General features: G+C 71.1%; 9 protein-coding genes. 2 read left to right on the forward strand and 7 right to left on the reverse strand.

What is annotated here, in order from left to right:
• Nucleotides 1-24: 24 nt before the first annotated feature.
• Nucleotides 25-1,767 carry a glycoside hydrolase family 6 protein gene (locus ACZ7L4_RS09705; RefSeq protein WP_472101189.1) on the forward strand — a complete coding sequence of 581 codons (1,743 nt, stop codon included), beginning with the start codon at nucleotides 25-27 and terminating at the stop codon, nucleotides 1,765-1,767.
• Nucleotides 1,768-1,883: 116 nt separating this feature from the next.
• A complete protein-coding gene (locus ACZ7L4_RS09710; RefSeq protein WP_472101190.1) occupies nucleotides 1,884-2,798 on the forward strand; it encodes a class I SAM-dependent methyltransferase in 915 nt (304 codons plus the stop codon).
• Between the two features lie 60 nt (nucleotides 2,799-2,858).
• Here ACZ7L4_RS09710 and ACZ7L4_RS09715 read toward each other — a convergent pair whose 3' ends face one another.
• From ACZ7L4_RS09715 to ACZ7L4_RS09745, 7 genes are all read right to left on the reverse strand, one after another.
• Nucleotides 2,859-3,650 (reverse strand): aldo/keto reductase, encoded by a 792-nt coding sequence (locus ACZ7L4_RS09715; protein ID WP_472101982.1) that lies wholly within the window; start codon nucleotides 3,648-3,650, stop codon nucleotides 2,859-2,861.
• Nucleotides 3,651-3,804: 154 nt separating this feature from the next.
• Entirely contained in the window at nucleotides 3,805-4,539 is a 735-nt protein-coding gene (locus ACZ7L4_RS09720) for an ABC transporter ATP-binding protein (RefSeq protein WP_472101191.1), read from the reverse strand.
• On the reverse strand, nucleotides 4,536-7,202 hold the full coding sequence (locus tag ACZ7L4_RS09725) for an ABC transporter permease subunit (RefSeq protein WP_472101192.1): 2,667 nt from the start codon (nucleotides 7,200-7,202) through the stop codon (nucleotides 4,536-4,538). Before ACZ7L4_RS09725 ends, ACZ7L4_RS09720 begins: the two co-directional genes overlap by 4 nt.
• Before the next feature lie 22 nt (nucleotides 7,203-7,224).
• Complete coding sequence (locus ACZ7L4_RS09730) at nucleotides 7,225-8,487, reverse strand: ABC transporter substrate-binding protein (protein ID WP_472101193.1); 1,263 nt, start codon at nucleotides 8,485-8,487, stop codon at nucleotides 7,225-7,227.
• Between the two features lie 132 nt (nucleotides 8,488-8,619).
• Nucleotides 8,620-10,395: a DUF2207 domain-containing protein gene (locus tag ACZ7L4_RS09735; RefSeq protein WP_472101194.1), complete on the reverse strand. Its 1,776-nt coding sequence runs from the start codon at nucleotides 10,393-10,395 to the stop codon at nucleotides 8,620-8,622.
• Between the two features lie 88 nt (nucleotides 10,396-10,483).
• A complete protein-coding gene (locus tag ACZ7L4_RS09740) occupies nucleotides 10,484-12,313 on the reverse strand; it encodes an AMP-dependent synthetase/ligase (protein WP_450815731.1) in 1,830 nt (609 codons plus the stop codon).
• A gap of 293 nt (nucleotides 12,314-12,606) precedes the next feature.
• Nucleotides 12,607-13,470 carry a LysR substrate-binding domain-containing protein gene (locus ACZ7L4_RS09745; protein WP_399232625.1) on the reverse strand — a complete coding sequence of 288 codons (864 nt, stop codon included), beginning with the start codon at nucleotides 13,468-13,470 and terminating at the stop codon, nucleotides 12,607-12,609.
• Nucleotides 13,471-13,523: the final 53 nt, after the last annotated feature.

The raw sequence follows: 13,523 nt of genomic DNA on the forward strand, positions 1-13,523 counted from the left end.
CCCCTGAAAGGAACCAGGAACCTCATGTTACGTACCCGATCGAGATCCAGAGCCGGCACCGCCGCGCTCGCCGCCCTCGCCCTCACCGGAGCCGGCTGTCTCGCCGGCGCCGCCGTCGCCCTCCCCGCCCACGCGGCCGCCCCCGCCTGCAGCGTCGACTACAAGGTGCAGAACGACTGGGGCAGCGGCTTCACCTCCGCCGTCACGGTCACCAACAACGGTGCCGCGGTGAACAGTTGGAACCTCACCTGGTCCTACGCGGGCAGCCAGAAGATCGGCTCCGGCTGGAACGCCGAGATCTCCCAGTCCGGGTCCGCCGTCACCGCCAAGAACGTCTCGTACAACGGCGCCCTCGCCACCGGCGCCTCCGCCTCCTTCGGCTTCAACGCCACGTACAGCGGCAGCAACGCCGCGCCCACCACCTTCAAGCTGAACGGTGTCACCTGCAACGACGACACCACGGGCCCGACCGACCCGACCGATCCCACCGACCCGACGGACCCCACCGGGCCCGGTGACCGCGTCGACAACCCGTACGCCGGCGCCAAGGTGTACGTGAACCCGGAGTGGTCCGCGAAGGCCAAGGCGGAGACCGGCGGCAGCCGCATCGCGAACCAGCCGACGGGTGTGTGGCTCGACCGGATCGCCGCCATCGAGGGCGTCGGCGACGGCATGGGCCTGCGCGACCACCTCGACGCCGCGCTCGCCCAGAAGGGCAGCGGCGAGGAGGTCGTCCAGCTGGTCGTCTACGACCTGCCGGGCCGCGACTGCGCCGCCCTCGCCTCCAACGGCGAGCTCGGCCCGACGGAGATCGACAAGTACAAGTCGGACTTCATCGACCCGATCGCGAAGATCCTCGCCGATCCCAAGTACGCGGGCCTGCGCATCGTCACCACCATCGAGATCGACTCGCTGCCCAACCTGGTCACCAACGTGTCCGGCCGCCCGACGGCCACGCCCAACTGCGACACCATGAAGGCCAACGGCAACTACCAGAAGGGCGTCGGCTACGCCCTCGACAAGCTCGGTGACATCGCCAACGTCTACAACTACATCGACGCGGGCCACCACGGCTGGCTCGGCTGGGACGACAACTTCGGCGCCTCCGCCGAACTGTTCAAGACCACCGCGACCGGCAATGGCGCGCAGCTCTCCGACGTCCACGGCTTCATCGTGAACACCGCCAACTACAGCGCCCTGAAGGAGGACAACTTCGCCATCGGCGACAGCGTCAACGGCAAGTCGGTGCGCGAGTCGAAGTGGGTCGACTGGAACCGCTACACCGATGAGCTGTCGTACGCGCAGGCCATGCGCGACAAGCTGGTCTCGCTCGGCTTCGACCAGAACCTCGGCATGCTGATCGACACCTCCCGCAACGGCTGGGGCGGCGCGGCACGGCCGACAGGACCCGGCGCGAAGACCGACGTCGACACGTACGTGGACGGCGGGCGCTACGACCGCCGTATCCACCTCGGCAACTGGTGCAACCAGAGCGGGGCGGGCCTCGGTGAGCGGCCGCAGGCCAACCCGGCGACCGGGATCGACGCCTACGTGTGGATGAAGCCGCCGGGCGAGTCCGACGGGTCGAGCACCGCCATCGACAACGACGAGGGCAAGGGCTTCGACCGGATGTGCGACCCGACGTACACCGGCAACCCGCGGAACAACAACCACATGTCCGGGGCGCTGCCGAACGCGCCGGTGTCCGGGCACTGGTTCTCCGCACAGTTCCAGGAGCTCATGAAGAACGCCCACCCGGCGCTGTAGGCCACCCAGTGCCGGCATATTGCTGAGTCGGCAACGTGGCTTGCCCGCCCGTATGTCGTCCGCGCACCCTGGGGTCGACGGACGACATACGGGCACGAAGGGCGGCGACACCGGACATGGCACACGGTCACCACCAGCACGAACAGCACGGCGGGCACCAGCACGGCGGCCACGGCGGGCACGACCACACGGACATCGACTGGGCCGACATGATCCCCATGCTGGAGCGCAACGCCTCCGTGTACGAGCCGCTGTACACGCAGGCCCTCTCCTGGCTCCGGGGCACCCGCCCGGCCGGCACCGGCCTGATCGTCGACGCGGGCGCCGGCCCGGGAGCCGTCTCGTTGCACCTCGCCGAGGCCTTCCCCGAGGCCCGCGTCATCGCGGCCGACCCGGAGGAGAAGCTGCTCGCCCGCGCCATGGAACGGTTCGCGGGGCACGGCATCGCCGAGCGCACCGGCACACTGCGCGTCGAACTCCCGGACGCCATCGACGAGTTGCCGCACGCCGACCTCATCTGGGCCGCCCGCTCCCTGCACCACGTGGGCGACCAGCGGGCCGCGGTCGCCGCGCTCGCGGGGCGGCTCGCGCCCGGCGGCACCCTCGCGCTCGTCGAGGGCGGCCTGCCGCAGCGCTGCCTGCCGCGCGACTTCGGCCTCGGCAAGCCCGGTCTGCAGGCGCGGGCCGACGCCATCGAGGAGGAGTGGTTCGGCGACATGCGCGCGAACCTGCCGGGCGCCAAGCAGGACACCGAGAACTGGGCGGAGCTGCTCACCGACGCCGGGCTGACGAACGCCGTCAGCCGCACCTTCCTCCTCGACCTGCCCGCCCCGCTCTCCGGGGAGGCCCGCGAGACCGTCATCGACCTGTGGAAGCGCCGCCTGGAGGTGTTCGAGGAGGCCCTCGCGCCCGAGGACATGGCCACGATCCGGCAGCTCATGGACCAGGACGACCCGCAGAGCCTGTACCGCCGCGACGACCTCTTCCTGCTGACCGCGCACACCGTGCACACGGCGGTCAAGGAGGCCTGAGGCACATACGCGACAGGGCCCCGGAGCACGCGCTCCGGGGCCCTGCCGTCCGCTCGGGCGTTACGCCACGTCGAACGTCGCCGGGTCGGGGCCGAGCCGCCGGTCCTCGTTGAGCGCGGAGATCGCGCCGAGGTCCTCGGTGTCGAGTTCAAAGCCGAACACGTCGATGTTCTCCTTGATCCGCGACGGCGTCACGGACTTCGGGATCACGACGTTGCCCAGCTGGACGTGCCAGCGCAGCACGACCTGCGCGGGCGTACGGCCGTGCTTCTGCGCGATCGCGACGATGGCCGGGACCTCCAGGAGGCCCTTGCCCTGGCCGAGCGGCGACCAGGCCTCGGTCGCGATGCCCAGCTCCGCGTGCCGCTCACGGGAGGCGCGCTGCTGCAGGTGCGGGTGCAGCTCGATCTGGTTGACCGCCGGGATCACCGACGTCTCGGCCGTCAGCTTGTCCAGGTGCTCCGGCAGGAAGTTCGAGACGCCGATGGACTTGGCGCGCCCGTCCGCCTGGATCTTCTCGAAGGCCTTGTACGTGTCCGTGGCCAGGCCCTTGGACGGCAGCGGCCAGTGGATCAGGTACAGGTCGACGTAGTCGAGACCCAGCTTGTTCAGCGAGGTGTCGAAGGCGCGCAGCGTGGAGTCGTAGCCCTGGTCGGCGTTCCACAGCTTCGTCGTGACGAACAGCTCCTCGCGGGGGACGCCGGACGCGGCGATGGCCTTGCCGGTGCCCTCCTCGTTGCCGTAGATCGCGGCGGTGTCGATGCTGCGGTACCCGGCCTCCAGCGCCGTCGCGACGGCCTGCTCGGCCTCGTCGTCCGGCACCTGCCACACGCCGAAGCCGAGCTGGGGCATCTCGACGCCGTTGTTCAGGATGATCGGGGGAACCTTGCTCACGAGGTGTCGATCCTTTTTCGTCCGGTGATGGGTGACACTGCACAATTCGGTACTCCCATGGTCAACGATCACGGGCGTACGCGCATTCCTGTGGGTGACACCAGCATGACAGTCAGCTATGCGAACTTTGCACCCGGGTGTGTGACCCCAGGTACGCCTCGCGTACCCGCGTGTCCGCCCGGATCACCTCCGGAGTCCCCTCGGCGAGCACGGAGCCCAGATCGAGCACCACGACCCGTGAGCACAGCTCCATCACGAAGGCCACGTTGTGCTCTACGAGCAGGACCGCGCAGCCGTCGCCCGCCAGGCGCCGCACCGTCGCCGCGAGCAGTTCGCGCTCCTGCGCCGTCATGCCGGACGCCGGCTCGTCGAGCAACAGCACGCGCGGCCGGTCGGCGGCCGCCCGTGCCAGCTCCAGCATCCGGGCCCGGCCGACCGGGAGCGTGCCCGCGTACGTGTCGGAGAGTGTGTCGAGGCCGCAGTCGCTCAGCAGCCGTTCGGCGAGCTGCGGGTCCGCGCCGCCGCGCCGCCACTCCTGCGCGACCAGCAGGTTGTCCGCGACCGTGAGCTGCCCGAACAGCTGCTGGCGCTGGAACGTGCGGCGCATGCCGTGCCGGGCCCGCCAGACGGGGGAGCGGCGCGTGATGTCGGCGTCGTGCAGCAGAACCCGGCCGGTGTCGGGCCTGCGGATGCCGGAGACGACGTCGAAGAAGGTCGTCTTGCCCGCGCCGTTCGGCCCGATCAGGCCGCACACCTCGCCGGGCGCGAGCCGCAGGCCCACCCCGTCGAGGGCCCGGACACCGCCGAAGCGCACACCGATGTTCTCGGCCTCCAGTACGTGCCTCATGAGTGTTCGGCCTCCTTGGTCGCCGCGATCCCGAGGTACGCCTCCGTGAGCCGCTCGGCCTCCACCTTCTCGCGCGGCCCGCACCAGGTGACACGGCCCTGCGCGAGGTACGCCACGGTGTCCGCGACGCCGAGGATCTCCGAGGCCTTCTCCTCGACGAGCAGCAGCCCGGTCCCGGCGTCGCGGAGCTCGGCGAGCAGCCGGTACACCTCGTCGGCGACGCGCGGCGCGAGGCCGAGCGAGGGCTCGTCGGCGATGAGGACGCGCGGCGGGCGGTGCAGCAGCGGGGCGAGCGCGAGGAGCTGCTGCTCGCCGCCGGAGAGCGATCCCGCGGTGACCTCGCGCCGGGCGGCGAGCCCGGCGAACCGCTCGTAGACCGCCGACCGGTCGCTCTGGTCGGGGAGTTGGAGCGACAGGTTCTCGTCGACCGTGAGCGAGGGGAAGATGCCGCGGCCCTCCGGCGCGAGCACCACCCCGGCCCGCGCCCGGCGGACCGCGCCCTTGTCGCCGACCGTGTCCCCGGCCACGTACACCTCGCCGTGCTGGGGTGTCATGAGGCCCGCCGCGACCTTGCAGGTCGTCGACTTCCCGGCGCCGTTGGGGCCGAGGAGCGCCACGATCTCGCCGGGGTGGACGGTGAGGTCGACGCCCTGGAGGACGCGGGCGCCGTCGTATCCGGCTTGTACGCCCGCGAGTTGGAGCGCGGCGTCGGGGTCGGGGGCCGGAGCCGGTCCCTCGTCGACGATGTGTGTCGTAGCGGACTTCCGGCGGTGGCGGCGGGCAGGGATCGCCGCGCAGTAGCCGTCCGGGTCGTTGGCGAGCGCGAGGCCCGCGAGGCCGAAGAGGATCACCGGGAGCTGGACCGACTCGGTCAGGTAGTCGCTGATGAGGTGCGGTACGACGGCGAAGGTGAGACCCGCGATCACCGCGAACTGGGGCCGCCGCACGCCCGCCGCGACCACCACGGCGAGCCAGATGAGGCCGGTCATCGCCGTGAAGTCGGTCGCGGTGATACGGGTGTTGTACGACGCGTACATCACGCCGCCGAACCCGGCGAGCCCCGCCGAGATGGTGAACAGCAGCAGCTTCGTGCGGATCACGGAGACGCCCGAGGCCATGGCCGCCGCCGGTGCCGAGCGGACGGCGAGCACGGCCCGGCCCGCCCGGGAATTGCGCAGCGCGCTCAGGCCCGCCACGGCCGCCGTGCACAGCACGACCATGGCGACGCCCATCGCCCGGTCGTCGCCGAGGTCGATGGGTCCCGCGACGGCGCGCGGGATCTCCCAGCCGGTGTCGCCGTTCCGCAACCAGCCGAGCTGGAACAGGACTTGATCGGCCAGGAAGGCGAGCGCGAGCGTGGCGAGGGCCAGGGAGCGGCCGCCGAGCCGCAGCGCGGGCAGCGCCACGAGCGCGCCGAGCAGGGCCGCCGCACATGTCCCCGCGAGCGCCGCCCAGATGAAGGGCACCCCGTGACTCATCAGCAGCCCGGCGACGAGCGCGGCGCCCGTCACGAACGCGGCCTGCGCAAGGGACACCATCGCGCCGAGCCCGGTCACGACGGTGAACGACAGGAACACGAGGGAGATCGCGAGCCCTTGGGCGAGGATCCCGCTCCAGAACGGCGTCGTCACCGTGTAGAAGGCGACGGCGAGCAGCACGGCGGCCGCCGCCCACGGCCCCCAGCGCCGAGCCCACGACCGGCCCGCCAGATAGTCCACCGGCGGCGCGTCGCTCGCCACCGTGCCCGCCGTGCGCTGCCGCCGCGTGAGCAGCAGCAGCCCGGCGAACAGGATCAGGAACGGCACCGCCGTACGGAACCCGGTGATCTTCTCCGCGAACGTGGCGTAGCCCGCGACCAGGTTCTGCAGCACGCCCAGCCCGAGCCCGCCCGCGAAGGCGAGCGGGATCGACATGAAGCGGCCGAGCACGGCGGCCGTCGCCGACACGAACAGGAACAGCGTGAAGTCGTGCGAGGAGAGCCCGAGCAGGGGAGTGGCGAGCACACCGGCCAGGCCCGCGAGCCCCGAGGACAGCATCCACGCCACCGACGAGAGTCGGTCGGCGCTGATCCCGCGCAGCTCGACGAGCGAACGGTTGTCGACCGCCGCGCGCAGTTTCAGCCCAAGTGCAGTGTGCCGCAGGAGAATCCACAGGCCGAGCGCGACGACGGCGGTCGTCACCCAGGTGATCAGCTGATCGGAGTCGATGCCGACGCCGTCCATCAGCTGCCAGTTCTTCGCAGGGCTCGGACCGACCCCGGGCAGCCCGAACTGGTTCTCCGCCGGCTTGACCGGCGCGCCCGCGTCCTCGAGCAGCTCGACGATCCACAGGCCGAGCGCGGGCAGCGCGACGAGCAGCCCGATCGTCGCGACGATCTGCGCGGTCTCGCCGACCCGCGCCAGTTTTCTGAACATCAGCCGGTCGAGCCCCCAGCCGAGCAGGGGAGCCACGACGAGGACGAGCAACAGCGCCGTCGGCACGGGGGGCCAGCCGAAGCCGGAGTGCAGCTCGTAGAAGGCGAGCGCGCACAGATAGGCGGTCGCGCCGTGCGCGAAGTTGAAGAGCCCGGAGGCCGAGTAGGAGAGCACGAGCCCCGTGGCGAGCAGCGCGTACAGCGCCCCCGACACGAGGCCGCTCAGCACGAAGGCAAGCAGATCCGACACGTCAACACCCCTTCCCTCACGCCTACTTGAAGGGGATCGGCGGATAGCACTTGAACGCGGACGACACCCGGTACGCCCCGTCCTTGAGCTGCGCGAGCGCCCCGCAGCCGAACGACTCGGTGCGCCCGCGCGGCAGTGCGCGGTCGCCGACGAGCGTCCCGGTGTCGGAGAACCCGTTCGCCGCCTTCTGGAACGACGCGACGGTCAGGTCCTTGCCCGCCTTCTTCGCGATGGAGAGGAACAAGTCGGCACTCATGTAGCCGGTCATCATGTGCATGTTGAGCGGGATGTCCTTGCCGCCGGAGGCCTTCTCGATGTCGGCCTTGAACCGCTTCATCTCCGGCGTCGAGGCCTCGAACGGCTCGAAGGACAGCAGCACATGCACCCCGTCCAGCGCCTGCTTCGTCGCCTTCTTGGCGAGAAGGCCGGGGTCGTAGTCCGTCGGATCGGTGAGCACGCCCTTGTAGCCGGTGCGCTTGACGGCCGTGAACAGGCCGATGTTGTACGGCGTCTGCATCACGGAGACGACCACGTCGGGCGCCTTGCCGCCGTCGCTGCGCAGCAGCTCCTTGGTGTACGCCGACCAGTCGCTCGGCACGGCGGTCGCCGGCACGGTCGCCTTGGCGTAACTGACCTTGTACCCGGCCGACTTGAAGGACTGCTTGTACGTGCGGATGGCGAAGGTGCCTGCGTCGTTGTCGTTGGCGAGGATCGCGACCGACCTGCCCTTCGCGCCGCCCGTGACCTTCTTCAGCCCCTCCGGCCAGGTCTGCGAGATGGTGCCGCCCGGCATCGGCACCATGCAGCCGCCGTAGCCGTAGATGTACGTCGGCCCGCAGAACGAGGGGAGCGTGCCCCAGCCGAACGTCGGCACCTTCTGCTTCTGCAGGAAGTCCGCCCCGGAGAACGTCACCGAACTCATCGGCGAGATCGCGAACACTTTGTCCTGCTGCACCAGTTTGCGGGCCGCCGCGAGGTTCTTCGCCGGGTCCTGGCCGTCGTCCTCCGCGCCCAGGTAGTCGATCGTCCGGCCGTTGATCCCGCCCTCGGCGTTGGCCCGGTCGAAGCGGGCCTTCGCGCCGAGGTCGGTGTCCTTCTTGCTGTAGCCGCTCGACGTCGTCATGGAGACGATGCCGCCCACCTTGATGCTGTCGTCGGTCACACCACGGACCGAACCCCCTTGCCCGCCGGCGGTGTTGTTCCCGCTGTCGGCGGTGGAGTTGCAGGCGGTGGCGAGCAGGAGTGCCGCCACGGTGGCGGTGATGGCGCGGATCGGTCGCGACACGGTCGGTCCCCCTCCGTCGGAGTGAGGGTGATTCTGTGTGCGACCTGATGAACCGTCAATAACTGACGCATCGACAATTGATGACGCGTCAGTTACCGACGGTTTACCTCAGGGGGCTTCTGGCGGCCGCCGTCACCAGCCTCCGCCGCCCCCACCGCCGCTGCCGCCGCCGGCCCCGCCGCCCCCTCCGCCGCCGCTGAAGGAGGTGCCGCCCCCGCTGCCGCCGGAGGACGCGGGCGCGGACGCGCTGCTGCTCGCCACCGACGTCAGCGTCGGCGAGTACCTGAGGACGCGGTCGCCTCCGAGCGGCGAGGTCTGCTGCGGGACGGCGGCGGTCGTGTCCGCGGCCGCGGTCCACGACTCGGCCTCGCCGAGCGCCATGGCCCAGCCCGCGAGGGCCTCCGCTTCGGCGGGGTCCCGGTGCGCGGGGGATTCGGCGAGGTGGCGGCGGAACGCCTCGGTCCGGCACCACAGGTGGGTGCCGAGCTCCGTGTGCCTGCGCAGCTCCCAGGCGCGCAGGACCAGCGCGGCCCCGGCGCCCACGAGCGCGGAGCCGAGCACGAGCGGCACCGCCCAGGCGCCGCCCGGGTCGGTCTGCCGCCAGGCGGCGGGGCACACAAGCCGCAGGCCCACGGCCACCCCGAGGCCGCCGACGATCACCGAAGCCAGCCACCGGCCCTGCCCGCCGGGCTCCCAGAGCCCCTTGCCGCCCGAGCGGTGCCACTCGTGCAGGTCACGGCCCAGGTGGCGCCAGCCGACGGCGAAGTTCTCCTGGTAGGTGCCGAGCCGGACGTTGCGGCCGTGGGCGAAGATCCTGTCCAGGGCCCGTGCGGTCATGGGGTCCGTGGGCGCGTCCGGCGCCTGGCTGGGGCGGGACAACTGCGGGGTCTTCGGCTGCCCGCGCAGGATCAGATGCCCGGTCGCCGCCGCGTGCAGCAGGGCCGCCGTGCGGTGCCGCCGGCGGGCCCGGCCCGCGAGCAGCACGCCCGCCTGCGCCGGAGTGAGGCCCTCCGGCGGGACCGGCGAAGGCGCCAACTCGTCGGCGAGGCGCTGCCGGTCGCGGCGGCGCGTCCCCTGCGGCGTACGGACACGCTCGCGGCCTGCCCGGCGGATCACGAGCGTGGCGAGCAGTGCGGCCACGAGCGCTGTGCCCGTGGCCGCCGCCCAGAACACGACCGGCGAGGTCCCTTCCGACCCTTCCGGCGGCGACATGAACGACTTCGGCGGCTGCGGCAGGGCGGCCGGGGCGGGGCTCGCGAAGGGCGCGCCCTGGTCCGTGTAGACGGTCATGGCCTGACCGGCCGCGAGCCCGTCGGCGGAGACGTCGATGCGGCCCGGCGCGGGCGAACCGGCCTCCGCGCACGGGGTATCGGAGCCCTGGTCGCCGGACACACAGCGCAGGTGCGGGAGCTCGCGGGGCGCCGTGATGTGCGCCTCGGCGTGCGCGATCGGCACGTCCCAGCCGGTGCCGACGGCGTTCCAGTCGAGCCCGGAGCCGTCCACGACGCCCGGCAGTGTGTACGCGATCCGGTAGCGGTGGCGGCCGGTGACCGTGTGATCCGGATCGCCGATGGTGTAGTCGACGGAGTCCGGCTTGCGCTCGACATCGACCGGCACGGGGCGGCCGTCCATGGAGACGTTTAGGGCGGTGGCGGTGCCGGCCCCGGTGCCCGGGACCTGCCGGTAGATGCCGTGCCGGTCCCCGTCCGCGAAGTCGTAGTCGACCGTCTCCGTCACCCGCAGGCCGCCGTCCGCCCGGACCACGGCGTTCGCCCACAGGGAGTCGACGCGCTCGGCCGGCTTGCCGATCGCGGCCGTCACCAGGGCCACCAGTCCCGTCAGGACGACCGCGCAGAGCAGCAGGAGCGAGTCGAGCCTCCTGCGCCGCCGGGCCGTGCCGCCACTCACTGAAACGCCTCTTCCCACGTCGTCCGTCACGAGTTCCATCCCTCGCGACGCGACACCCTGGCCGCAGGTCAGACGGGCGCGAAAACGGTCACAGCGTCCCGTACAGCGCGTCGACCTCCGCCGCGTACGCCTGCTCGATCGCCTTGCGCTTCAGCTTCAGGGACGGGGTGAGCAGGCCGTGCTCCTCGGTGAACTGGTGGGCGAGGATCCGGAACGTACGGATCGACTCGGCCTGCGAGACCAGGGTGTTGGCGGCCACCACCGCGCGCCGCACCTCCGTCTCCAGGTCCGGGTCGCGCACCAGGTCGGCGGGGGACATCGACTGCTTGCCGCGCATGCCGAGCCAGTGGTCGACGGCCTCGGTGTCGAGGGTGACGAGCGCGGCGATGTACGGGCGGTCGTTGCCGACGACCAGGCACTGCGCGATCAGCGGGTGGTCGCGCACCCGCTCCTCCAGCTGCTGCGGCGAGACACTCTTGCCGCCGGAGGTCACGAGGATCTCCTTCTTGCGGCCCGTGATGGTGAGATAGCCGTCCTCGTCGAGGGAGCCCAGGTCACCGGTGGCGAGCCAGCCGTCGTACAGGGAGGAGTCGGTGGACTTCGGGTCGTTGAGGTAGCCCTGGAAGATGTTGCCGCCGTAGACCCACACCTCGCCGTCGTCGGCGATGTGCACGCTGGAGCCGGGTATCGCCTGGCCGACCGTGCCGTAGCGGGTCTGCTCGGGCGGGTTCGCGGTCGCGGCGGCCGTCGACTCGGTGAGGCCGTACCCCTCGAAGATGGAGACGCCCGCGCCCTCGAAGAACAGGCCGAGTTTGCGGTCCATGCCCGAGCCGCCGGAGAACGCGTGCCGCACCCGGCCGCCCATCGCCGCGCGCACCTTGGAGTAGACGAGCTTGTCGAAGACGGAGTGCTGCATGCGCAGCGAGGCGGAGGGCCCGGGGCCCGTGCCGAATGCCTTCGCCTCCTGCGCGTCCGCGTACTTCACGGCGCACTCGATGGCCTTCTCGAACGGCCCCGACTTGCCGTCGTTCTCGGCCTTCCTGCGCGCCGCGTTGAACACCTTCTCGAAGATGTACGGCACGGCGAGGATGAACGTCGGCTTGAACGACTGGAGGTCGGGCATGAGCGCGGAGGCCCGCAGCTCCGGCTGGTGGGCCAGCTTCACGCCGCCGCGGACCGCCGCGACCTCCACCATCCGCCCGAAGACATGGGCGAGCGGCAGGAAGAGCAGGGTGGCGGGCGTGCGGTCGCGCTTGGAGGAGAACACCGGCTCCCAGTACGCGACAACGGTGTCGGCCTCGTACATGAAGTTGCCGTGCGAGATCACACAGCCCTTGGGCCGGCCCGTGGTGCCGGAGGTGTAGATGATCGTGGCCGTCGACTCGGGGGTGATCGCGCGGCGGTGCCGGTGCACCGTCTCGTCGTCGATGTGGGTGCCGGACGCGGTGATCTCGTCGACGGCGCCGCCGTCGAGCTGCCACAGCCGGTGCAGATGGGGCAGCCGCCCGATGACCGTGGCGACGGTCATCGCGTGGTCCTCGTGCTCCACGATCGCCGCCGACACCTCGGAGTCGTACAGCATCCAGAAGACCTGCTCGGCCGAGGACGTCGGGTAGATCGGGACGACCTGCGCGCCGATGGTCCACAGCGCGAAGTCGAACAGCGTCCACTCGTAACGGGTGCGCGACATGATCGCGACCCGGTCGCCGAACCGGATGCCCTGCGCGAGCAGGCCCTTGGCCAGGGCCATCACCTCGTCGCAGAACTGGGCAGCGGTGACGTCCTGCCACTTGTCGTGCCGGTCCTTACGGGCCAGGGCTATATGCCCCGGTGTGTCCAGGGCATGATCGAACACGGCGTCGGCCAGGCCGCCGACCAGCGGCGCCGACGCCACAGGGGGGTTGGTGAACTCACGCAAAGTTGCTCCTTGTGGCGCTCCGCACAGCGTCGGTGACGGTACCCGACCGGAAGCGCTTACGGGAGTGCCTTCCGTGAGCGGAAGATGCGCGGAATTTGCACAGGTCAGACGTTTATAACGGGCCACAACGGGTGGAGCTGGGCAGATTACTTACGCCCGAGTAAGTTTCGGGAGCGTAATCTCCCGGCCCTCTTCACCGGCCTCCATTGGATCTGTGCAAAGAGGTCACCGACGGCCGTCCGTCGAGTTTTTAGACGGAGTAGTCGGTTCCGGGGACGGTACCACCACCGCTCTCAGCGGTGACCGCGGTGCAGCCGGTCCCCGCCCGCGAGGATCGCCTGCGCGAGCGCCCGCGCGGGCTCGCTCTCCTCCCGCGTCGCGCTGCGCACCACGAAGTCGACCTCGCCCAGCTCCGGAAGGCCCACCCGGTCCGGTACCCGTACGAGCCCCGGCGGGATCAGCCCCCGCGAGTGGGCCATCACGCCGAGCCCCGCCCGGGCCGCCGCCACGAGCCCGTTCAGCGAGCCGCTCGTGCAGGCGATCCGCCACGCCCGCCCGTGCCGCTCGAGCGCCTCCAGGGCGAGGGCGCGCGAGATGCCCGGCGGCGGGTAGACGATCAGCGGGACCGGCCGGTCCTGGTCGATACGGAGCCGCTCGGAGCCGATCCACACCAACTGGTCGTGCCACACCGACTCGCCGCGCGGATCCTCCGGGCGCCGCTTGGCGAGCACCAGATCCAGCTTCCCGGCGTCCAGCTGCTCATGCAGCGTCCCCGACAGCTCGACCGTCAACTCCAGGTCCACCTCCGGGTGTTCGGCCCGGAACGACTCCAGGATCTCCGGCAGCCGGGTCACCACGAAGTCCTCCGACGCCCCGAACCTGAGCCGGCCGCGCAGCCGCGTCCCCGTGAAGAACGACGCCGCCTGCTCGTGCACCTCCAGAATTCTCCGGGCGAATCCGAGCATCGCCTCCCCGTCCTCCGTCAGCTCCACGGAGTGCGTGTCCCGCGTGAAGAGCGTGCGCCCGGTCGCGTCCTCCAGGCGCCGCACATGCTGGCTCACGGTCGATTGCCGCAGGCCGAGCCGTCGCGCGGCCTGTGTGAAGCTCAGCGTCTGCGCGACGGCGAGCAGGGTCCTGAGCTGTCCGGGGTCGTACATGCCAGGAACCGTACCCCCGCTCATCACGCGACGCGATCACAGTAAGAGCGGTA

It is taken from the genome of Streptomyces sp. NPDC107575 (genome assembly GCF_055657265.1).